This is a genomic window from Halobacterium zhouii (genome assembly GCF_021249405.1).
GTDB lineage: Archaea > Halobacteriota > Halobacteria > Halobacteriales > Halobacteriaceae > Halobacterium > Halobacterium zhouii.
Map to the genome: position 1 here is coordinate 985,925 of NZ_CP089593.1, position 22,750 is coordinate 1,008,674.

The following is a 22,750-nucleotide window of genomic DNA, read 5'->3' on the forward strand; positions in this document are numbered from 1 at the left end:
ATGGTCAGGGACACGTCCGGCGACGAGGGGGACGCCGGTGAACGAGCGGACGAGACATCGCCCGACGGTGGCGCGACCGAGCCGTCGTCGGAGGACGCGACGAGCGCTACCGAGCAGTCCGACGTGGCGTTCGGGAGTAGCGACGCCCCCGCGGGCGAGTCGAGCGACGACGAGGCGAACGCCGACGCAGAGTCGAACGCCGACGAGTCAGCGGCGGACGAGCACGCCGAGCCCGATACCCCGCCGGAAGAGGAGGATGCCGAGTCCGAGACAGCAGGCGAGCACACGGAGTCCGAGACGGCGACGGAGGAGGACTCCGGCGCGACCGTCGGCGACTACACCTGGGTCGAGTATCTCGAGGAGTACCACGGCGAGCGCGACGCCGACCGCGTTCGCCAGGCACGCGACCGCGAACGCGAGGAGCAGGCCCACGAGGAGTCCGGCTGGAGCGACCCCGAACCGCCGTACCCCGACTGGGACGAACTCGCCGCGGACCCGCCCCAGCCAGACTGGGACGACGTCGACGCCGACCCCAGCGACGCGCTCGGCTTCCACCCCGAGGAGCGCGACGACGTCCTCGAAGACGCCATCACGGACGCGGTGAACTTCCAGGCGTACTTCGAGGAGTTCTGCAACCCCGAGACCACGCCCGTCGAGAAGGACGAGTGGCTGTGGGAGCATTACAAGCGCATCTACTACTACGACGAGGACGGGTCGCGGCCGCGCGACGACGACGGCGAGATAATCCGGTTCGATCAGGCGGAACACCTCGGCTTCCACCCCGAGAACCTCGAGGCGTGGCTCTCCGTGAAAGACGACGCAGCCGACGAGATGCTCGACCTCGAGGACGAGCGCACCGTGAACGTCAACCCGGAGATTGACGAGGAGGCCTTTTTCTCGACGCTCGACGGCGAGACCACCATCGCGAACCGCTACGACCTCGAGAAGGCGGTGCCGATGGAGAAAAAGCGCCACTTCCGGGAGGTCGAGCGCTACTGGGTCAACGAGCCCTACTCGTTCGTCGTCATCTACCACTCTGAGCAGGAAAACGAGAAGAAGTACTACCTGGTCGAACCGTACCGCAACGCCATCGAGGAGGACCTCCAGGCGTTCCTCACGGACAAACTCCGCACCGCCATCAAGTACGCCAGCGACGAGGTGTTGACCGACGGCGACGAGTCAGAGCGCCGCACCGTCATCGAGCGCGAGGCGCGCAAACTCCTCGACAGGTACGACCTCTACGACGACCCGGAGGACGCGGACGCGACACTGCTCGACCGCCTGTTGGTCGCCATCGGCCAGCGCGGCCCCCTCGAGACGGACGTATCGTCGGGCCTCGACGGCATCATGGCCCGCCCCGAACCCGCCGTGCTCGCCGAGGACGCCGAGACACTCACCGAGTACCAGGTCGAGACGCTGTTGTACGTCCTCCAGCGGAACTTCGTCGGCTACGAACGCATCGATGGCGTGAAACACGACATCAACGTCGAGGACATCTCGTGTGACGGCTACGACTCCCCGGTGTTCGTCTACCACACGGACTACGAGAACATCATCACGAACGTCCACCACGGCAAGGAGAGTCTCGACGACTTCGTCGTGAAACTCGCCCAGCGCTCCGGGAAGGGCATCTCGAAACGCCAGCCTCAGGTCGACGCCACGCTCCCGGACGGGTCGCGCGCCCAACTCACGCTCGGGAAGGAGGTGTCGGACCACGGCACGAACTACACCATCCGCCAGTTCAAGGACGTGCCGTTTACTCCTGTTGACCTCGTGAACTGGCAGACGTTCTCGCTCGACGAGATGGCGTTCCTCTGGCTCGCCATCGAATCCCACAAGAGCATCGTGTTCGCTGGCGGGACCGCGTCAGGGAAGACGACGAGCCTGAACGCCGTCTCGCTGTTCATCCCGAGCAACACGAAGATCGTCTCCATCGAGGACACCCGGGAGGTCGAACTCCCGCAGCGCAACTGGATCGCCTCCGTCACGCGTCCGAGTTTCGGCGAGGACGAGTCCGGTGACATCGACGAGTTCGACCTGCTGGAGGCCGCGCTCCGCCAGCGCCCGGACTACATCGTGATGGGCGAGGTGCGCGGCGAGGAGGGGCGAACGCTGTTCCAGGTGATGAGCACGGGACACACCACGTACACGACGTTCCACGCGGACAACGTCGGCGAGGTGCTCAAGCGCTTCACCACGGAGCCCATCAACGTCTCGAAGACGCTGTTCACCGCCCTCGACCTGGTCTCCATCCAGACCCAGACCAGGGTCCGCGGGCGGAAGGTCCGACGCAACCGCTCCATCACGGAGATCAACCGCTACGACGCGGAGAACGACGAGATCAACGTCAACGACGTGTTCCAGTGGGAGCCCGAGGACGACACCTACCGGCGGGCCTCGGACTCCTCGACGCTCGACCAGATCAAGTTCGACCGCGGGTGGTCCCAGGCGGAACTCGAGCGACAGATCGACGAGCGCCGCGTCATCCTCGCGTACCTCATCACGGAGGGACTCAACGAGTACGCGGAGGTCGCGGCGACCGCGCAGGCGTACATCAACGACTCGGAGACCATCCTCACGCTCGTCGCCAACGGCACCCTCTCCGACGCGCTCGCGGACCTCCGCGGGATGGAGAGCGTGCTCATCGACGTCGACGAGGACAAGGAGGAACTCGTGCCGCGCCCGGACCCCACCGACTCCGTCCGCGAGGAGGCCGAGTCCATCCTCGCGAACGCCCGCGACGGCGGTCTGCTCGCGGAGTACGAGGGCCGCACGCCGGACTCGCTGGCGGTGGCGCTCCAGCCGGACGACGACGGCAACGAGGACGTCGTCGTCTCCGAGGCAACAGACCTCCAGGAACTCGGCTTCGACCCTGCCGTCGAGTCGTCGACCGACGACGACACTGACGGGCCTTCGGACGACGTGACCGAGTCGGACGGGACCGAAGCGGACGCCCAGACCGAGAGAGACGAGTCCGGCGACGACGCCGTCGACGGGGGCGATGAGCCGTGAGCACGGGGTCCCGCTCGTTCGGCGAGGGCGCGGACGCGCTCGCCGACGCGTTCTTCCCGCTGTACAAGTGGGCGTTCTCCGAGCGCAGCGACTTCGTCGCGGACGTGGAGATCAAACTCGCGGAAGCTCGCATGGACGACCCCGTGGAGCTGTTCCTCTCACGGGCCATGGGCGTCGGGGCGCTCCTCGGTGTCGTCCTCTGGGTGCTCGGGCTCCTCGTCGGGTACGTGCTGTTCTACACGGGTGTGATCGCCACGGAGACGATCATCGGCGTGCCCGTCCCGAACCAGGCGGTGTTGCGTTTCATCCAGGTCGTGAAGGTGCCCGCGCTCGTCATCGTCACCGGACTCGTCTCCGGAGTCGTCGGGTTCGCCACCGGCTTCGGCGCGCTCGTCAGCGTGCCGTACATGCGCTCGAGCGGACGCGAGCGGGAGATAAACATGCTGCTCCCGGACGCCGTCTCGTTCATGTACGCGCTGTCCATCGGCGGCCTGAACCAACTCGAGATCCTCGAGGCGATGGCGAAGGCCGACGACACCTACGGCGAGGTGTCCATGGAGTTCCGGAGCATCGTCCAGGAGACCGAGTACTTCGACACCGACTACCGGACGGCGATGCGGAACCGCTCCCTGGAGACCCCGAGTGACGAACTCGCGCAGTTCCTGACGGACATGCTCTCCATCGTCAACTCCGGCGGGGACATGACGGAGTTCCTCTCGGACAAGAAGGACAAGCACATGCGCACCGCCAAGCAACAACAGGAACTCACCCTCGAGACCCTCGAACTGTTCGGCGAGATGTACATGACCCTCTCGCTGTTCCCGCTCCTCCTCATCATCATCCTCGTCATCATGCGGATGCTCGGGCAGGCCCAACTGCTCTTGCTCTACGTCACCGTCTACCTGCTCATCCCCATCGTTGGCGTGGGCTTTCTCGTGCTCGTCTCCACGGTCAAACAGGACGACCCCGGCGACGGCTACCTCGACAGGAGCGGCGAGGGGCGGCGGGAACCCGGCCTGCTGAACCTCGGCCTCGTCGAGCGGTTCACCGGTGAACACGCCGTCTTCGACCGCGTGAAGAGTCGCGAAGGGACCCACGAGACAAAGGAGTTGTTCCGCCACCCCGCGATGTTCTTCCGGGACAACCCGCTGTTCACACTCGCGTTCACGGTGCCAGTGGCGCTCGTCGCCATCGTCAGCGCGGTACTCGGCGGCGTCGCCCCGACCACGCCAGACGGGATGATCGCGCGCCCCATCTGGGGGACGTTCATCTACGCGTACTTCCCGCTGTACCTCGTCGGCGTTCCCCTCGCGGTGTTCCGCGAGTGGAACGTGCGCTCGCGGCGGCGCATCACGAACAAGCTCTCGGACAACCTCCGGAAGTTGTCGTCGGCGAACGACACCGGGATGACGCTCCTGGAGTCGATCAAGATGGTCTCGGAGACGTCCTCGGGGAAACTCGGCCGGGAGTTCGAGGTGATGCACGCGAAGGTGAACTACGGCACGAGTCTGCGGAGCGCGCTCGTCGAGTTCAACAACAAGTACCACATGCCGCGGCTCGCGCGCACGGTGAAGCTCATCACGAAGGCCCAGGAGGCGTCGAGCCAGATCACGTCCGTGCTCACGACCGCCGCCCAGGCCAGCGAGAACCAGGACGACATCGAGCGCGAGCGGCGTTCCCGGGCGCGGATGCAGGTCGTCATCATCCTGATGACGTACTTCACGCTGCTCGCGGTGATGGTCATCCTGAAGGTGAAGTTCCTCGGGACGATTGGCGGCCTGTCGGGGTCCGCGGGCGCCGCAGGCGGATCGAGCGGTCCGAGCAGTATGAGCCTCGGCGCGAACCTGAACGTCGAATTGCTCGGCGCGCTGTTCTTCCACGCGGTCACCGTCCAGGGCGTCCTCTCGGGGTTCATCGCGGGCTACATCCGTGACGCGAGTCTGCTCTCGGGCGTGAAGTTCGCCGTCGTGTTGCCGACCGTCGCGCTGTTCGCCTTCGCGTTCACGTGACCATGCGACGGACACAACCCACCCCTGACGGCGTACCCCGGGGGCAGACCACCATGGACTTCGCCGCGGGCATCAGCATCTTCCTCGTCACCGTGGCGTTCGCGTTCGCGTTCGTCCCCGGAATCGTCGAACCGTTCGACGGCGGCGACGTCGCGAACCCCGTCACCGCGAACCGCCTCGCCGACGAACTCGCGTCCGACCGACTCGCGAGCCCGGACAACCCGTACGCGCTGAACGAGACTGCCGTCGAGACGTTCTTCGACGAGCCGCCGTCAATCGAGGAGAAACTCGCCGTGCAGGACCGGGACTCCGTGCGCGTCGTCCTCGAGAACAACACCACGATGGACGGCCCCGCGGTCGTCGCAGCGGCGGGTGACCAGGTTCCCGACGACGCCAGCGTCACAACCGCGTGGCGGACGGTGTCCTACCGGGGAGAACGCGCCGACCTGATCGTGAGGGTGTGGTGAGATGCGCGCGCAAGCCCACACCCTCGAGGGAGTCGCCGCGTCGCTCGTCGTCGTGCTCGCCGTGGTGTTCGCGCTCCAGTCCACGGCGGTGACGCCGCTCACCGCAAGTACAGCGAGCCAGCACATCGAAACCCAGCACGAGCGCGCCCTCAACGGCCTGCTCGAGACTGCTCGCGAGGACGGCGAACTCACGGAGACGCTGCTGTACTGGAACAACTCCTCTGCGACCTTCCAGCACGCGGACGACGAGGGATACTATGTCGGCGACCCACCCAACACCACCTTCGGGAACACGCTCGAGGAGGCCTTCGACGACTCCGCGGTCGCGTACAACGTGAACATCTACTACGTCGGCCCGAACGGCAACCGCCAGACCCGCCGAGTGGTCTACCACGGCGCACCGAGTTCCGACGCCGTCGCCGCCACTCGCGTCGTCACGCTGTTCGACGACCAGACGTTCACGAACCAGAACGGCCGCACCATCGCGGTCGAGAACGCGTCGTACCTCGAACCCCAGGCGCCGACTGTTCCCGGGCCCGTGTACAGCGTCGTCGAGGTGGAGGTGGTCGTATGGCGGATGTGATCGACCGGTTGACGGCGAGCGCCCCCAGCGTTCCCGTCCCCGGCGCGGGCGACAGTCGAGCCGTCTCCACGACGGTCGGCTACGTCCTGAACCTCGGCGTCGCTACCATCCTCGTGACGACGCTGCTGCTCTCCGCGGGCACGCTCGTCGAGAACCAGCGCCAGGCGGCCGCGCGGACCGAACTCAGCGTGGTCGGCGAGCGCGTCGCCTCGGACCTCGCCACCGCCGACCAGCTCGCGCGCGCCAGCGACGGCGGGACCGTCCGCCTCGTCGTTCGGGTTCCCGAGCGCGTCGTCGGGTCGACCTACGAGATACGGGTGAACCAGACCGGCGACGAGCGCGTGGTGCTCGTCGCGAGCGACCCCGACGTGCGGGTGACTGTTCCCTTCGACAGCGAGACGACGGTGCCCGCCACGATCCAGCCCAGTGGCGCCTTCGTCATCGTCTACAACGACACGAAACTGGTGATCGAGGATGCGTAGCACGGGCGACGCCCCGAGCGCGCGTCGCGTGGACGCCGCCTCAGGACCGCGGAGCGCGGACGACGCCTCGCGGCTGGGGCGAGCGCTCAGCGACGTCCTCGGGTTCGTGCTCATCTTCGGCATCGTCGTGTCGACCGTCGCGGTCGTCTACGTCGGCGGGTTCGACGCGCTCACCGAAGCCCGGGACGTGCAGCGCTTCGACAACGCCGAGCGCGCATTCGACGTGCTCGACGCGAACGTCGAGGACCTCGCGCTGCGCGGCGCGCCGAGTCGCGCGACCGAGATCCGCCTCGCCGATGCCTCCATCGGGTTCGGGCCGCCGGTGTCGTTCAACGTCACCACCGAGTCCGGCAGGTGGTACCAGCGCTCGATACGACCGATTGTCTACCGCACCGACGACGGCAGCGAACTCGTCTACGCGAACGGCGCGCTGTTCCGGCAGTACGGCGACCGCGCGGTCATGTTCGACCCGCCGCGGATCATCACTGGCAATCGGACGCTGATTCCGCTCGTGGCGACCGACGACGCGAGCAGCGGGGTCAGCGCGCTCGACACCCGCCGCTTGCTCGTTCGAACGCAGGTAAGCGGTCGGAACGTCGCCCGGTTCGAGAACGCGAAAGCGAACCTCACCATCACGTCGCCGCGAGCGAGCGCGTGGGAGCGCTACCTCGAGGACGACGTCGGACTCACCTGTACTGGGCCGGAGGACGGAGTCAGCGGCGAAGTGACCTGCCGTCTGCCCCCGGGTGACGTCTACATCCAGGACGTGAGCGTGGCAGTCTCGTTCACGTAGCTACTGGCCATCCAGGCGGCGTCGTCACGTAACCGTCGCGTTCACCGTGTTCTTCGTGATGTGGAGATAGGTGACGACGTTCGCGCTCGACGCCGAGTATTCGACCGACCCGGTCGACTGTTCGAGGGCGACGCTGCCGGAGTTCCCGTGCGATTCCTGACTGCCCTTCGTCTCCACGAAGAGTTCCACGTTCGGCCCCATCTTCGTGAGGTAGTGGTTCGTGATGTACCCCGTAGACCGGTTCGAGAGCGGAGAACTATCGCTTTCGCCCATGTACGTGAGGTTCGTATCGCCGGCGAAGTTGAAGTGTAGGACCGGGTCCTTATCGTTGTCCCCAGGGCACTCGTAGGTGAACGCCGAGTTGGACTTTTTGAACGCCGACGTATTCTCCCACCGGTGAGTGGTGTCGCCGTTCGCGTAGGTGACTGTTACTGTGGGGGACTTTCCGTTATCTTTGCACGGATTGCCGCTGCCGATGTGCATCTCGATTCGCTGTGGCCCCTCCTCGGCGACGAGTGCCCAGTCGAGGTCGCTGAAGTCGGAACTCTTGCTCGATTCGAGCGTGAACTCCAGGGACTGGACCGCGTCGTCGTCCCCGTCAGAGAGTCCGCGGATCTGCCGTGGCATGTTGTCGAGACTGAACGTGCCGCCCGTTCCGCGGGCGATGAGCCGAAGGCTGACCTTCGACTGCTCGGGGTAGACGGTCACGTTCCCCGTGGTGCGATCCTCGAAGAACGACGCCCATCCGAGGTAGTAGTCGCTGTGCACCGTCACGGTGACGTTCCCGCCCTGGAGGGGGTTCGACTGGTTCTGCGTCGGGAACACGGACTCGTCGACCTCGTCCGGGGAGAGGTGCACCGTCGCGCCGCCGGTCGCCGAGGACCGACCGCCCACGATGCGGATTATCGGGAACGTCAGCGTCGCGCCGCGGTAGTTGAACTCCGGCGGGGAGATCATCGTCGCGCCCGCTCCCTGTGACTTCCAGACGCCGCCGCCCTGGTACGCGACGCTCGTGTCGCCGTTCTCGTACACCACGGCCCCCAGCGTCGTGTTCACGTACTCGGTCGTGTTGTTGTTCTTCTGCTGTGAAACCACGATGCGTCCGCTGTTCGGACGGACCTTGTAGCTGCCGTCCCCCGAGTTCGCGAGCGAGACGGTCTGGCCGGTGGTCTGGCCGAGTGCGACGAGCGCGCCCCGAGCGTCGAGGAGACTCATCGAGTGTTCGGCGCGCTGCACTGCGGAAGTCTGCTGGGCGCCGTCCATCGCGGAGCTCGCGGTGACGACGACGACGCTGGCCCCCGCGACTGTCATGCCGAGTAACAGCACCATCCCCAGCACTTCCGATTGTCCGCGCGCCATTGATTCTATATTCGTACGAACCACTCGGGCAAGAATCTGACGGACAACTGGTAACCGAACCGTCAGAAGATGCCGGTTCTGTTTCACTCGGCAAAAACGGGCGCGGCGTGACCCGACTAACGTGTAAACCAGGGCGTGACGGGAGTGAGCAGACCGAAGGTCTGCGAACGTCGTCACGTCCGCGAACGAGCGTAGCGAGTGAGCGGCTGTGACGGGACTCGAACCACGGTCGGACGTGCTCGCTTCGCTGCGCACGCCCTCCCTGATTAGAGTCCCGCCATGCCGGTTCAGTCGTCGCTTCGCTCCTCCTTGCATGCTCGCGGCTCACTCCGTTCACCGCTCGCACATTCGGAGACGCTCCATTCGGTCCGTCTCTCGACGGGCGTGGCGGGACTGAGCAAACGCTTGCGTTTGCGAAGGTCGCCACGCCCGCGAACGAGCAACGCGAGTGAGCGGGCGTGGCGGGACTCGAACCCGCGATCTAGAGGTTAGGAACCTCTCGCCGTATCCGCTTGGCCACACGCCCCGCTATCGAAGAACTGGGCGCGGGCAGAAAAACCGTTGCGTTAGTTGGTCGACTTGGAGTCGGACGTGGACTCGCTCGAGGTTTCGGCCTCGGAGGTGGTCGAGGCAGTGTCCGTTTCGGTGGACTCCGTCTCCTCGCCGCGCATGTCCTGAAGTTCGTCCTCGATCTCCTCACGGCCGCGCTGGAACTCACCCATCGCCTGACCGGTGGATCGGGCGAGCTTCGGGATCTTGTTCGCGCCGAACAGCAACACGGCGATGAGCAGGATGACTGCCCACTCCATGCCGCCGGGGAGCGCGCCGAACAGTGGGGTTATGGTGAACATCGCTAATCGTTCCTTGTCTACTCGCAATTATAGGCTTTATGCTCTTTCTACCTGGCGTCTGGTAGGTCGCCGAGCGGGATGGCGCTCACTCGGTGTCGAGGCAGTACCACGCGGTGGCGACCGACGCAAACGATAAGAACGCCGTGACCCCTGGAAGGACGCCGAGTTGCTCCACGCGAAGATGGGGGTACAGCCCGAACCCGTAATCGACGACGTCCCCGACGAGGAGCCAGACGAGCGCGACGCCGAGCGCCCACATGGTGGTTTTCGCGTAGTACGGCAGGAGGAACGCCTCCAGGGCCATGACGGCGTGGACGAACAGACTCCCGAAGTACGACACGGGGTCCGGGTAGTACGCGGTGAAGAAGTAGTTGAGCGTGAACAGCGTCCAGACGCCGTACTTGAGCACGCTGACGAACGCGATGGTGTTCAGGAGGACGTGCACCCGGGAGTTCCGGTAGGCGGCGATGCTCCCCGCGCCGGATAGCGTGAGCAGGCTGAACGTCACCCACGCAGCCGCCAGCGGGCTATCGAAGATGACCGGCCAGAGGAACACGTTCCGGTGTTCGAGGAGTTGCGGGAGGTAGAAGTCGATGCCGACGAGCACGACGACGCAGTTCGCGAGGATGAGCAGCGCCCGCGACGCGTCCTCCTCGAGGTAAGGAGTCGCTACCGACTCCGGAATGAGTGTCCGCATTATCCGGAAGAGGGAAAGCGAGACGCATAGACCTTTCCAGGTGAATCGCCACACCAACAGCAGATTCGCGCCCGGTCATGGAGAGACACACCGTCGACTGACTGGTGGCGGGCCGGCAGACTGTCAGGAAGTGGCCACCTGCCGCGAACCCTACCGTGGCCACACAGTTTTTCCTCTTGAGCGACGACTATCACCTATGAGTGAAGCTGAAGCGTCGAGCAGTAGTTACGAGTACGACCCGGACGCCGACCACGCGTTCCCAGACCACCGCCTGAACGCCGTACTTGAGTACATCGAGAACGACCCCGAGATTACGACCTACCTCGAAGCCCAGAACGTCAACCCCGTCGCGCGAAAGGGGTACAACGACCACGGCACGAAGCACATCGAGATCGTTCGGAACCGCGCGCTCCGCCTCTACGAACTCCTCAAACGAGGCGACGTCGAATTCAACGGTGCGGGCGACCAGGGCCTCGACGAAGCCGACGAATCCGTCATCATTGCCCTCGCCGCCACCATCCACGACATCGGGCACGTCGTCCATCGCGACGACCACGCCTACTACTCCATCCCGCTCGCCGCCGACCTCCTCGACCGACTCCTCCCCGAGTTCTACGACGACGTCGGCACTCGCGTGCGCGTCAAGGGCGAAGTCCTCCACGCCATCCTCTGTCACCACACCGAGGAAGACCCCCTCACCACGGAAGCCGGCGTCATCCGCATCGCGGACGGCCTCGACATGGAACGCGGACGCTCACGGCTCCCGTACGAGCGCGGCGGCCGCGGCATCAACACCATCTCCAGTCAGGCAATTGAATCCGTCTCCCTCCACGAGGGAGACGGCACTCCTGTGCTCGTCGAAATCAAGATGCACAACGCCGCAGGCGTCTACCAGGTCGACGAACTCCTCAAGGACAAACTTCACCGCTCCGGCCTCGAGGACGACGTCCGCATCGTCGCGCTCAACACCAGCGGCGACGACAGCCAACTCGTCGAACGCATCGAGCTCTAAGACGCACTTTTTGCTCTGCATGGGGCGCGCTTCGCGCGCCCCATTCGGCAAAAACTTGCGGAAAAAGCGCCGTCGGACCCCCCTGCGGGGGTCCTCGGCGCCTCCGCTCACTACGTTCGCGGAGCGAAACTCGGCGTCTCTACGCTCTGCCGAGTACGTTTGTCCGACCGCTACGACAGACTGCCTCCGCCGACCGCTTCCGTGACAGCGACAGCTATTCCTCGAACCCGTCTTCGAATACGAACATCCCGTTCCGCTGCACGACCTCGCCGTCGACCTCGATGAACGAGTCCTCGCTCATGTCCGTGATCATGTCGACGTGGATGCTCGAAACGTTTCGCTCGCAGTCAGAGCCGACGCTCTCCTCGTAGGCGCGGCCGAGTGCGAGGTGGACGGTGTCGCCCATCTTCTCGTCGAACAGCATGTTGTACGTGAATCGGTCGATTCCCCGATTCATCCCGATGCCGAGTTCGCCGATGCGCTTTGCACCGTCGTCTGTCTCCAGAATCTCGTCGAGTGCGTCCTCGTTCTGGTTGGCGGTGTACTCCACGACCTCGCCGTTTTCGAACTCCAGGCGAGCGTCCAGAATCTCCTCGCCGCGCCACATCCGCGGCTGGTCGAACAGGACGGTCCCCTCGACGCTGTCCGGCACGGGCGCGGTGAACGCTTCGCCGCCCGGCATGTTCGCGTCGTCGGCGTCGTTCTCCGCGATCATCCCATCCACCGACATCTTGAGATCCGTCTCGTCGCCAGAGACGATTCGGACCTCGCTCGCGTCGTCGAGAATCTCTACCATCTGGGCCTGGAACTCGCGTTGTTCGTCCCAGTCGCGGTCTACCGCCTGATAGACGAAGTCCTCGTACGCCTCGATGCTCATCCCTGCCTTCTGTGCGTTGCCGGCAGCCGGGTACTGCGTGCCGACCCAGTTCAGGTCGTCGAACGCCTGCTGCAGTTCCTCGTTGGCGTTGCGAGCAGCGGTCGTGTTCTCCGGCGGAACGTCGTTCATCTCTGCGATGTTGCGCGACCCACGGATGCCGATGTACGCGTCCGTCGACTCGACCGCCGCGAGTCGATGCTCGAGGAGCGAGTAGTCGTCCTCGTCCATAGCTCGTGCGTACGCTCGACTCGCTCGAGAACTCTGCCACGAGAGGGAGGGTCGCGCGCCGATCTCGCCGAGTCGCTCGTAGATTGCCTCGACCAACTCCTCGGCGACGGGCGACGCCGATACCTCCACCATATCTCCCTGCTCGACCTCCGCGCACTTGTCGACGAGCACCTCGGCGTGCCGTCGAACTCGTTCGTCCATGGAGGAGACGGTCGAGCGCACGGGCAAAAGCCTGTGGGAACGTGTGCCTTGCCGGATCTCTCGCAACGCGCTCGGCCGCTCGACGAAGTCCCGGCAATCTTTCCGCGTGTCGAGTGAGTTAAGAAGCGCCCTCGGGTATTTCGGTTCGTAACAGTGTCGTCCGAATCCAGTAGTCCCGTCTCTCTGTTCCGGAACGTCGAGTTCCTCGCGCTCTCGGGCACCGCGTTCGCCCGAGCGCAGGCGTACTCGACGGTCATCATCGCCCTCTCCCTCTACGCGAAGGCGTTCGACACCACCGGCGTCGTCGAAGGACTGTGGGTGACGGGCTTTGCGGTCGTGCAGGCGCTCATCGTGTTGCCGCTCGGGCGGGCCATCGACACCGGGAACGCGAAACGCTGGCTGCTCGCCGGGCTGCTCGTCAACGTGGTCGTGTTCGCCGGATTCATCTTCGTCTCGAACCCCGTCCACGTCGTGCTCGTGCGGATCGTGCAGGGCGTGAGCGCGAGCATCCTCTGGATAACCGGGTCGACGGTCGTCGGCGAAATCGCGGAGACCGGCGCTCGCGGCCGATGGCTCGGCGTCTACAACCAGGTCGCCGCGTTCTCCTCGTTCCTCGGCGACCTCGTCGGTGGGTATCTGTTGTTCACTCGTGGTTTCACGTTCACGTACGTCTTCCTCGCGGGCATCACCATCGCCGCGACGGTACTCCTGTTCGTCGCGCTCCGGGACAACCCCGGCGGCAGCGCCGACGCCGAAAAGCGCACCGGCGCCGAGACGCTTCGTCGCCTCCTCGAGCGGCCGATGGTCCGCTCGCTCGTCGTGTTCCGCGTCGCGTTCAGCGTCGGGAAGATGTCTATCATCATCTTCCTCCCCATCTACGCGAGCACCCGATTCGGCGTGAACGCGTTCGCCATCGGAATCATCCTCGCCGGCGGCAAACTCGCGAAGACCATCCTCCAGGGGTACATGGGCGACCTCACCGACCGACTCGGCGGCGAACACCGGTTCGTGCTCGCCGGCGCGGTCCTGTACGCGTTCGGCGTCGCGTTCGTTCCGTTCGCCGCCGTCGCCGAGGACGCCATCGCTCCATTCACCGTCGCCGGCTTCGGTCGCGCGTACACCGTCACGGGTCCGGCCGTCACGCTGTTCGTGGCGTACCTGATTCTGGGTGTGGCAGACTCCGTCCGCCTCCCCGCGAGCATGTCGCTGTTCGTCAAGGAGGGCGAACGATTCGACTCCGTCGCCTCCAGTATGAGTCTGCGCTCGATCTCCTGGAAGGCCGGCCAGATAGCGGGCCCGCTGTCGGTCGGCGCCATCAAGGACTTCACCACCCCCGAGATAGCGTTCTTCACGGCCGCCGCGTTCATCGTCGTGGCAACGGGCGTGTTCGTGGTCGTCCGTTCGCGCGCGCTCGCCGTCGAACCACAGTCCACACCGAGTAACTGACACTATCGAGCGGACCACAGAACATCATCCAGAAGGGCCGGCTACTCCGCGTTCGGCCACTCGAAGCCGTCCGTTCGAGCGCGCCGCTCGCTCGCGTCGTCCTCGACCGCCGCCTCGAACGTCTCGCCGTCAGCGTCCACCTCGAAGGCGTCCACGCGCTCGCTGAGCGCGGTCGCGCGCTCGGACAGCGACCGCGCCTGCTCGGTGACGTCCGACAGCGTCGACGCCTGCTCCTCGGCCGCCGACGCCACCGTCTCCGCCTCGCTGGCGGTCTCCTCGCCGTTCTGCACCACGTCGTCGACGGCGCCAGCAACCTCCGCGACCGAACCCGCCTGCTCGTCCATCGCGCGACTGATCTCCTGAACGCCGCTGTCCGCCTCCTCGACGCGCTGCACGATGGATTCGAGCGCGTCGTGGGTCTCCTCGACGGTCTCCACGCCGTCGGTCACGCGCTCCTGGATGTCGTCCATCGCGTCGACGCTCTCGTCGGTCTGCGCGCGCACGTCCTCGATGAGCGCCTCGATGTCGCCCGCGGACTCCTTTGTCTCCGCCGCGAGCCCCTTCACTTCCTCGGCGACGACTTCGAAGCCGTCGCCCGCCTCGCCGGCGCGCGCCGCCTCGATGCTCGCGTTCAACGCCAGGATGTGAGTTTGCTCGGCGATGCCCGAGATGACGTCCACGATGTCGTCTATCTCCGCCATCTGGGACTCGAGTTCCTCGACCGCGGTCGCGGTGCGTTCGGTCTCCGTCTCGATCTCCCGCAGTTCATCGACCGCGTCCGCTGCCGCGTCCCGGCCATCGTCGCCGAGCGACGCCGCCGAGCGGGACGTGTCCGCCACCTGGTCGGCGGACGCCGCGACCTCCTCGATGGTCGCGGACATGTCGTCGGTCTCCACCGCCACGGACTCCAGGCGGTCGCGCTGCTCTGCGGTCCCCTCGCTGATGCGGTCGACCGACGTGGACACCTCGCGGCCCGCCTGCTCGACGGCCTCGGCGCGCGCGGTCACCTCGTCGCTCGCGTCCGCCACCTCGTCGGCGAACGACGCGACGCCGGCGACCGTTTCCTCCATGTCGCTCGCCATGTCGTTGAACGCCGCCGCGACGTCCGTCATCGCGTCGTCCGCGGCGTCCTCGTCGAGGCGGACCGTCAGGTCGCCGTCCGCGTACGCCTCCATCGCCGCCGAGTAGTCCGCTGCCGTCCGCTCTAAGCGGCGCGCCTGCTCCTCGGACTCGCGTCTGGCCTCCTCCGCGCGCTCCTGGGCCTGCTCCGCCTCGGCCTGCGCGGTTTCGGCCTCCGCCTTCGCCGCCTCGGCAGACTGGCGCTCCTGCTCTGCCTCTCGAATCCGGCTCTGGACGGTGTCACGGAGACTCGCGAACGACGCGAACAACCCCCCGATCTCGTCTTTGCGTGACACCGACAGGTCGGTGTCGTACTCGCCGCGTTCGAGCGCTTCCGCCTTCCGACTCAGCACGTTCAGCGACACCACGGTCCCTCGGCCGAGCGTCAGCGCGATGAATCCGAGGCCCGCGAACGCCACTGCGAGCATCACGAGCAGTTGGGTCGTCACCGTAGAGCGCAACGCGTACGCCTCGTTCGTCGGGACGTGTAGTGCGACCGCCCAGTCGGTCCCCGAAACTGGCGCGTACGCCACCACGTGGTCGGTCTCGAGGGACTGCTCGACCGCGGTCTCGCTCCGGAAGCCAGCCGACCCGCCGCTCGCCGCGGCGACGACTGAGGTGTCGGTCGCGTTCGGTGCGTACGCGTCCAATCGCGCGACGGCGTGGTCGTCCGCCACGACGTTCCCGGACGCGCTCACGACCTGCGTGAAACTGTCGGCCGTCGGGCGCCGGAAACTCGACGTCACCGCGCCGAGATTCGTCGTCATCACGACTACCTTCCGCGACCCGTACTCGGAGGGGATCCGGGCCACGTACGCGAGTCGCGTCGAGCCGTCTTTCACGTAGGGCTCCGAGACGAACACGCCGTCGTCGCCGTACGTGATGTCCTGCGTGGACCACGGCGCGTTCTCTGCGGAGAGCTGCTGGCTCTGCATGTTGCTGTTCGTGCTCGCGGCGACGGACCGGTCGAGCAGATTCACGTAGTGGAGGTCCTGGAGGTCGCCGGGCATCCGCGCGAGTTCTGTCTCGAGGAACGACTGGATGCGGGTGTAGTTCCCCCCGACGAGCACGTCGTACTGGGCGAGCATCCGGGCGTTGTTCGTCCGCTCGACGCGCCACTCCGAGATGGCCGACGCGCTCAACTCCGCGGCCGTGGTGTACTCGGCCCGGGCCTGGGATTCGAGCTGGTCGGACGTCTCGACGTACGTGTACGCGCCAACGGCACCGATGCAGAGCATCACCACGAGCAACGCACCCCCGAACTTCGCGAGGTAGCTCCGCCGGACCGGCCCTGGCGTCAGGCGCCGGCCGACGCGAGCAAAGAGAGAACGAATCGACATTGAATCAGTACCGGGAGGAACGCACACATAAAGGTACGGTCGGAGATTTCAGTGCTGAGAACCGCGGCAGGCTGTCGATGGTGGACGCGCTGTGTGGAGGCAGTCGGTCCGGGGCGGCAGTCCGGACAGGGAGTTAGTCCGTCAGGATGCCGGTGAGGTAGACAAACCCGTCCACGTCGACGTGTATGTCGAGGCCGATGCTTGCGTACCGAGGGCTAAGGAGCGACCCACGATACCCCGCGCTGTCCAGCCACCGCGACGCGAACCGGTCGCCCAGTTCCGTCGCTGACTCGACGGAGGCAAGCGGGTCGGACGGCACGGCGTTGCTCCCGAGTTGGTCGACAGCGAGCACCGCCTCGTCGTAGTTCGTCGCGCCGAACTCCCGGAGGATCTCGGTCATGTCCGGCGTGTCACCGAATCCGTTGGCGACCATGTACCGCGTGTTGTAGGTCGCGCCGCTGTCGAGGGCGTCGGCGTGCTGCAGGGGCGAAACCCCGTCGCTCGAGCGTTCGTCGTTCACTCGCTTGCGAAGTCGCGTCTCGGCCGCCGCGAACTCGATACCCTTCGCGCTGTCGGCGTGGCCCGACGCGTCGGGCATCGCGGGCGTGCTCGTCCCATCGACGTAGAGGAACCCACCGCCGAGCACTGCCAGGCCGATGCCCGCTACGTACTTGAGGTACCCGCGGCGGGACGGTGACGTCTCGCTGTCGCTGTCGAACGCTACGTCCGAGGGGTAGACAGGTCGCTTTTCCAGTACTGTGTGCCCGCACCTGGAACACGGCGGACTGTTCTTGACGTGGGTCCGCCCGCACTCAGAGCAATCCCACTCGACGTCGATGGGTTCCTCGACCGCGGTCTCGGTCCCCGACGGAACGGGAACAGGCGTGTCGCACGCGGGGCACCGCTCCTGATCGGCGACTGCTGCGTCGCACGCGGGACAACGTCGGCTCAATTTCGGGCGCCCTCCCGTTCTCTCCTGGCTGGTTCCGACGTTCTCGCCGCCGGTCCACGGAGAGTACACCAAATCAGCATTGACGGAGTTCGAGACGAACGCACACATAAACGTCGGGGTGGCGGTTTCACCGCTGAGAACTGCGAACGGGAACGCCGGCGGAGCGTGAGTGGGAGTCGTCACTGTCGACTGAACGACAGCCCTAGTCGACCAGGACTGGCGTCGGTCGGAAACGACCGGAGGGAGTGCACCGACCGGGAGTGAGCAGTCCGGCGGACTGCGAACGTCGGAAGACGCGACGCGTCTTCCGGGATTTGAACCCGGGCCACCGGAAGACCGTCGCTTCGCTCGGTCTTCCGAGGTCGCAAAACTTCGCTTCGCTCAGTTTTGCTTCCATGAGCTTGGAAGGCTCGGAGAACCACCACGAAGGATGTTGAAAGTGCACCGACCGGGAGTCTCGTGAGCGAAGCGAACGAGACGTCGGTCGGAAACGACCGGAAGGAGTGCACCGACCGGGATTTGAACCCGGGCCATGAGCTTGGAAGGCTCAGGTCCTGCCACTAGACCACCGGTGCTCACTTCGTCCGCTCACACCGTGCATCGCCGAACTCCGTTCGGCTCACCACCGGTGCTTGATACCACTTTCCCGGTCGGTATTTATGGGCGTTTCCCTTCGCCCGAGAGTTCAAGTGTCAGGGAGGAACCAACCCGGGGCGTGTCCTGACTGTCGGGTCACGCGGCGGAGCGAAAACGGCGGGCGTGCCGCGTGACCGAGAGGAGGCCCGTCTGTAAGCCCTATTCGGACGCGACGACGGCGTAACAGTTACCGCTCGAGACGAAGACCTCGCGCACGGCGAGTGAACTGGTCTGGAGGTCTGCGCGGAACTCGTCGGGGGCGTAGATGTGGTAGAACCGGTCGACGGTGTCGCCGCCGGGGAGCGTCCAGTCGACCGTGGTGTCGAAGCCCTCGCTTTCCGTCTCACAGCCTTCGGCCGTTCGACTGTCCGAAGCGCTATGCGCCTCGCTCTCGAATCTGTCGTGTTCGGTGCTCCACGCGCTGACCAGCGCTGTAGCTCCCTTCGCGAGCACGCGCGCCAGTTCGTCGAGACTGGCGACTCGCGACTCACGACTCGGCAGGTGGTGGAGCGTTGCGACGTACACCGCGACGTCGACGACGCCGTCACAGAGAGGAAGACGAGAGGCGTCACCTTGCAGTAGGTCGGCGTCGAATCCGTGGTCGGTTGCGCGGTCGCGTGCAGTTCCGAGGAGGCCGCGGCTTGCGTCGAGCGCGAGTACTCGGTCGGCGTGCGCGGCGAGCACCTCGCTGTGGCGGCCGTTCCCACAGCCGACGTCGAGCGCGACGGCGGCGTCACCGCCAGCGCTGGGACTCCTGGTGGAGTGGGCCCAGTCGTCGAGGAACTCCTCGACCTCCGGCCACGCGTACTCGCGAGTCTGGGCGAAGTGCTCCGCGATGCGGTCGTAGGTCCGGCGGACGTCTCGGCGAGTCATCCGATGAGCACGAACGTGCCGTACGACGCGAGGAGCATAACCGTGGCGTGTTTCGCGCCCGCCTTCACGCTGTTCTCACCCATCTGTCCGGCCACGAGCCCCGAGCAGATGGCCTGCACCAGTCCTGTATGGAAGAACACGAGGCTGTACGCGTCCTTCTTCGCCTCGGTCAGCTGTGCGGCGCGCGAGAACGGACCGGTCGGGACACTGGACCCGGCGGCCGCGCCGCCGAGGCCGCCGGACGGCAGATTCGGGATGAAGACGGTGTCGAGGGCCACGATGATGGCGAGGAACACGAAGAAGGAGACGTAGATGACGACCAGATAGGTGAGCAGTTCGTTCCGACGATCGCGCTCCAGTCGCCGCGTCGCCTTCGCTTCGTCCGCAGCGATCCGCAGGACGGGGCCGAGGTCGCCGCTCGCGCGCATCGCGTTCGTCGTGAGCGCCACCACGCGGGAGATGGCGGGTGTCTGTGCGCGCTGCCCGAAGCGGTGGAGTGCGTTCTCGATGCGCGCGCCCCACTGGATGTCCGCCCAGGTGCGCTCTAACTCCCGTGTGAGCGCACCGAGATCGCTGTCGACGACGCGACCGAAACTCGGAACGGCAGCCATCCCCGCTTCGTTCGTGCTAGCGAACCGGTCGAGGAAGTCCGGAACCCCGGCTTCGATGGCCCCGAGGCGTCGGCGGTGGAGTTCGTACGCCAGCGCGAACGTCCCGAGAACGAATAACGCGGCGTGGACGAGCGGGTCGTCGTAGGCGCTCACGTCGGTGACGCCGTTCGACGCGAGTGGCCACCAGCGCACGACGAGGTAGCCCAGCGTGAGCGGCGTGGTCACCCAGAACACCACGCTCGGTGACTCCAGAACGACAGCGAACGGATGGCGGAGTCGATAGAGGATGGGCCGCAGCCACTCGTGGGTGTCGAAGCGTTCGCGATTCGTCTCCCGTGGGACGCCCGAAGCCGACTTCCCGCCGAGATCTGTCGCCCCGCCGTCACTGCGAGCTACCCCATCAGCAGTCGGCACGTCGACGAACCTGACCATTGACGCCTCGCGTTCGTCATCGTTCGTCGTGTTCGCGATCGCCGTCTCCGTGATGCTGTCGAGGTAGACGACGAACCCTGCAGTTGCCAGCGGGACGAGGAGGTAGCCCGTGAGCCGGAGGAAGCCGAGGGTTCCGCCGAGGGTCAACCCGATGACGACGAGGATCGTGATGAGGAACAGCGGGCCGGCGACGAGCACAGTGACGTACGCCTCCGCGAGCGTCGCCAGCAGTTCGAGGAACTGGGACTGCCTGGCTTCTGCCTCCTCGGCGTAGTACTCGTACTCGTTGTGGAGGAACGACGGGAGGTTCTGGCCGCTCTGGAGGACGCTCGTGAGGTTCTCCGTGAACTCCGCGAGTTCATCGCTGGGCGTTCGGTCGCCGAGTCGCTCGAGCGCGCGCAGGATGTCCGCGCCGAACACGTCGACGTCCTTCACGGCGACCGCCATCTCGCGCGCGCTCTCGCCGTACACCTCGCGGTTCCGGGCGAGAATTCGAAGCACCTCGGGGAGCGCCATGCCGCTCCGTGAGAGCGCGTACATGAACGCGACCGTTCGCTCCATCGACGCGTTGATGCGGCGCGCGCGCTCGGCGGCCTCGTACTTCGGAAGCAGCCACCGGACCTGGTGGGTGGCGAACGCCGACGTGACGCCGAGGGTCGCACTCGACAGGAGGAACAAGCCGAACAGTTCGAGGAGGTCGAACCCCGGTCGGCCACCGGCGACGAGGGGTCCCAGGGGCGCGGGCAGTTGCGCCGCGAACTCGGGGGTCACCGTCCCGAGGAAGACGAGCGCGCCCGCGACGAGATAGACCCCGAGGATGCTCCCGGCGAGCGCCGCGACCGTGGCGTAGAGGTAGGTTCTGGCGGCGTACACGCGGTAGGTCGTGCCGACGTGCGCGCCGTGGAGCGAGCGCACTTGCTGTGGATTCGCGGACTCGCGGTCCCGGGCGAACCGACCGAACGTGGCGAGCGCGACCCGACTCAGCAGGCGGTCGAGTTGGTCCACGAACGGTGTGAGTGCGACCACTGTGACCACCGCGAAGACGAGCACGAGTGGCAGATACGCGAGCGCCATACTACTTTCCGACACCCGGCGCGTCGACGGCGACGTCGTCGGTCAGTTCGTCGGTGACGCGGTCGACGACGCGCTCGGGGTGCGCGTAGTACTCGTTGACGAGCGCAGTGAACCGCCGGTAGTCCGTGACGCCCTGGTCGCACATGTACTGGAGGACGCGTTTCCGGTTCCGGAGTTCCCGGAGGAGTTCGGCGCGCGACCACCCGCGTTCCTCGCGAATCTCCTCGAGGACGTGGGAGTCGCGCTGGGCGAACTCGTCGCTCTCGGCCTGCCACTCGAAGGCCGTCGAGTAGTCGAGGTCGCCCGTGCGCTGGTCGATTCCTTCGATCTCCGCGACGACGCGGTTCCGGCGGACGCGTTCGTCGCCGACGTACGTGAGCGTCTGCACGCAGAGGATGTCGAGGCTCTGGATCATCGCGCGCGGCACGTTGATCGGGTCGTTCTCGAGGCGGTTGATGACCGTCTGGACGCTGTCCGCGTGCATCGTGGAGTACGTCGTGTGGCCGGTGTTCATCGCCTGGAACAGCGTCATCGCTTCGTCGCCGCGCACCTCGCCGACGACGATGTACTCGGGGCGGTGGCGGAGCGCCGACCGCAGCAGATCGTACATCGTGATGTCGTCGTTCTCGCCGGTGGCGTCCCGCGTCACGGAGGACAGCCAGTTGTCGTGGTAGAGCGTCAACTCGCGCGTGTCCTCGATGCTGAGCACCTTCGAGCGCGGCGGAATGAACATCGAGATAGCGTTCATCGACGTGGTCTTCCCCGAGGCCGTACCGCCCGCAAACAGCAGGCTCTTGTTGGATTCGATGGCAAGCCAGAGGTACGCCATCTGGTCGAGGTCGAACGTGTTCAGGTCGACGAGGTGGGCGGGCGTGAACGGGTCTTCTGCGTACTTCCTGATGGTGAACGCCGACCCTCGCGGGGTGACTTCCTCGCCCAGCGCGAGTTCGGCGCGCGACCCGTCCGGGAGCGTCGTCTCGGTCACGGGGTTGCCGATGGAGATGTGGCGCCCGGACTGCTGGGCGAGTCGAACGACGAAACTGTCGAGTTCCGCTTTCTCGTAGGAGATGTTCGTCTCGACGTCGCCGTACTCCTGGTGGTAGACGAACAGCGGGACTCCGTAGCCGTCACACGACACGTCCTCGATGCGAGGGTCGGCCATCACGGGGTCGAGTTTCTCGTACCCCTCGAACGTGCGGTGGAGGTAGTAGAACAACCGGTAGAAGGCGTTCTCGTCGAGGACGACGCCGTACTCTTCGAGCAGCCGTCGGATCTGCGTCTTCAGCACGGATTCGGGGTTCTCCGGGTCGTACTCGGCGTCGTAGATGAGCGAGTCCCGGATGTCGTCGTAGAGGGTGTCGAGTAGCTCCCGTTCGAACTCGTCGAGTTCGGGTTCGACGACGTGGTAGCGGTGTTCGTTCTCCTGGGGGTCGTGGCCGACGTAGACGAACGCGTACGGGGCGTTCACCCAGTATCGGTCGACTTCCTCGTACCCCTCCAGTCCGTCGAACGTGACCAGGGGGCCGTGGGCGTCGGGGTCGTACTCGTCGATGTCGATGTCGGCCCCGCGGAGCACCTCGGCGACGCGCGCGGCGCGCTGTCGGACGTCGTCGAGTCGTCGTTCGAGGTCCGCGAGGAGTTCCGTCGACATCGATTGCTATCCGGTGGTTCTCACCCGGCCCCTTAAAGACTGCCC

At 65.9% G+C, this 22,750-nt stretch carries 17 protein-coding genes and 2 tRNA genes; 8 read left to right on the forward strand and 11 right to left on the reverse strand.

From position 1 onward, the window contains the following. The 6 genes from LT970_RS05100 to LT970_RS05125 are packed head-to-tail and all read left to right on the forward strand — an operon-like array spanning position 1 to position 7,346. Positions 1–3,012: an ATPase, T2SS/T4P/T4SS family gene (locus LT970_RS05100; protein WP_349292242.1), complete on the forward strand. Its 3,012-nt coding sequence runs from the start codon at positions 1–3 to the stop codon at positions 3,010–3,012. Beyond that, positions 3,009–5,021: a type II secretion system F family protein gene (locus LT970_RS05105; RefSeq protein WP_232688386.1), complete on the forward strand. Its 2,013-nt coding sequence runs from the start codon at positions 3,009–3,011 to the stop codon at positions 5,019–5,021. The genes LT970_RS05100 and LT970_RS05105 overlap by 4 nt, the downstream gene beginning before the upstream one ends. 2 nt (positions 5,022–5,023) lie before the next feature. Continuing rightward, complete coding sequence (locus LT970_RS05110) at positions 5,024–5,488, forward strand: DUF7287 family protein (protein ID WP_232688387.1); 465 nt, start codon at positions 5,024–5,026, stop codon at positions 5,486–5,488. A gap of 1 nt (position 5,489) precedes the next feature. Further along, positions 5,490–6,071 carry a DUF7288 family protein gene (locus LT970_RS05115; RefSeq protein ID WP_232688388.1) on the forward strand — a complete coding sequence of 194 codons (582 nt, stop codon included), beginning with the start codon at positions 5,490–5,492 and terminating at the stop codon, positions 6,069–6,071. Then, positions 6,059–6,553, forward strand: coding sequence for a DUF7266 family protein (locus tag LT970_RS05120; protein WP_232688389.1), 495 nt, complete (start codon positions 6,059–6,061; stop codon positions 6,551–6,553). The genes LT970_RS05115 and LT970_RS05120 overlap by 13 nt, the downstream gene beginning before the upstream one ends. Further along, positions 6,546–7,346: a DUF7289 family protein gene (locus LT970_RS05125; protein WP_232688390.1), complete on the forward strand. Its 801-nt coding sequence runs from the start codon at positions 6,546–6,548 to the stop codon at positions 7,344–7,346. The genes LT970_RS05120 and LT970_RS05125 overlap by 8 nt, the downstream gene beginning before the upstream one ends. 24 nt (positions 7,347–7,370) lie before the next feature. On the opposite strand, the gene LT970_RS05130 is transcribed toward LT970_RS05125, so the two are convergent. The 4 genes from LT970_RS05130 to LT970_RS05145 form a co-directional block, all read right to left on the reverse strand. Next, positions 7,371–8,705: a DUF7289 family protein gene (locus LT970_RS05130; RefSeq protein WP_232688391.1), complete on the reverse strand. Its 1,335-nt coding sequence runs from the start codon at positions 8,703–8,705 to the stop codon at positions 7,371–7,373. Between the two features lie 453 nt (positions 8,706–9,158). Then, positions 9,159–9,231: transfer RNA gene (locus tag LT970_RS05135), tRNA-Arg, on the reverse strand. Between the two features lie 40 nt (positions 9,232–9,271). Continuing rightward, positions 9,272–9,556 carry a Sec-independent protein translocase subunit TatA/TatB gene (locus LT970_RS05140; RefSeq protein WP_232688392.1) on the reverse strand — a complete coding sequence of 95 codons (285 nt, stop codon included), beginning with the start codon at positions 9,554–9,556 and terminating at the stop codon, positions 9,272–9,274. A gap of 85 nt (positions 9,557–9,641) precedes the next feature. Beyond that, on the reverse strand, positions 9,642–10,253 hold the full coding sequence (locus tag LT970_RS05145) for a DUF1405 domain-containing protein (protein ID WP_232688393.1): 612 nt from the start codon (positions 10,251–10,253) through the stop codon (positions 9,642–9,644). Positions 10,254–10,449: 196 nt separating this feature from the next. Between LT970_RS05145 and LT970_RS05150 the strand changes: the two genes are divergently transcribed. Continuing rightward, positions 10,450–11,265, forward strand: a complete 816-nt coding sequence (locus LT970_RS05150) for an HD domain-containing protein (RefSeq protein ID WP_232688394.1) — start codon at positions 10,450–10,452, stop codon at positions 11,263–11,265. Between the two features lie 214 nt (positions 11,266–11,479). Here LT970_RS05150 and LT970_RS05155 read toward each other — a convergent pair whose 3' ends face one another. Further along, positions 11,480–12,571 carry an aminopeptidase gene (locus tag LT970_RS05155; RefSeq protein WP_232688395.1) on the reverse strand — a complete coding sequence of 364 codons (1,092 nt, stop codon included), beginning with the start codon at positions 12,569–12,571 and terminating at the stop codon, positions 11,480–11,482. Between the two features lie 153 nt (positions 12,572–12,724). On the opposite strand from LT970_RS05155, the gene LT970_RS05160 reads away from it, so the two are divergent. Beyond that, positions 12,725–14,017: an MFS transporter gene (locus LT970_RS05160; protein WP_232688396.1), complete on the forward strand. Its 1,293-nt coding sequence runs from the start codon at positions 12,725–12,727 to the stop codon at positions 14,015–14,017. Between the two features lie 41 nt (positions 14,018–14,058). Here the strand turns inward: LT970_RS05160 and LT970_RS05165 are convergent, their stop codons facing one another. From LT970_RS05165 to LT970_RS05190, 6 genes are all read right to left on the reverse strand, one after another. Next, a complete protein-coding gene (locus tag LT970_RS05165; RefSeq protein ID WP_232688397.1) occupies positions 14,059–16,476 on the reverse strand; it encodes a methyl-accepting chemotaxis protein in 2,418 nt (805 codons plus the stop codon). 133 nt (positions 16,477–16,609) lie between these two features. Beyond that, the gene (locus tag LT970_RS05170; protein ID WP_232688398.1) at positions 16,610–17,428 is read right to left on the reverse strand and encodes a CAP domain-containing protein; all 819 of its coding nucleotides are present in this window, start codon (positions 17,426–17,428) and stop codon (positions 16,610–16,612) included. Positions 17,429–17,932: 504 nt separating this feature from the next. Further along, positions 17,933–18,003: transfer RNA gene (locus LT970_RS05175), tRNA-Gly, on the reverse strand. Positions 18,004–18,223: 220 nt separating this feature from the next. After that, complete coding sequence (locus tag LT970_RS05180; RefSeq protein WP_232688399.1) at positions 18,224–18,937, reverse strand: class I SAM-dependent methyltransferase; 714 nt, start codon at positions 18,935–18,937, stop codon at positions 18,224–18,226. Next, the gene (locus LT970_RS05185) at positions 18,934–21,054 is read right to left on the reverse strand and encodes a type II secretion system F family protein (RefSeq protein WP_232688400.1); all 2,121 of its coding nucleotides are present in this window, start codon (positions 21,052–21,054) and stop codon (positions 18,934–18,936) included. The genes LT970_RS05180 and LT970_RS05185 overlap by 4 nt, the downstream gene beginning before the upstream one ends. Before the next feature lies 1 nt (position 21,055). Further along, positions 21,056–22,705, reverse strand: coding sequence for a type II/IV secretion system ATPase subunit (locus LT970_RS05190; protein ID WP_232688401.1), 1,650 nt, complete (start codon positions 22,703–22,705; stop codon positions 21,056–21,058). Between the last annotated feature and the right edge of the window lie 45 nt (positions 22,706–22,750).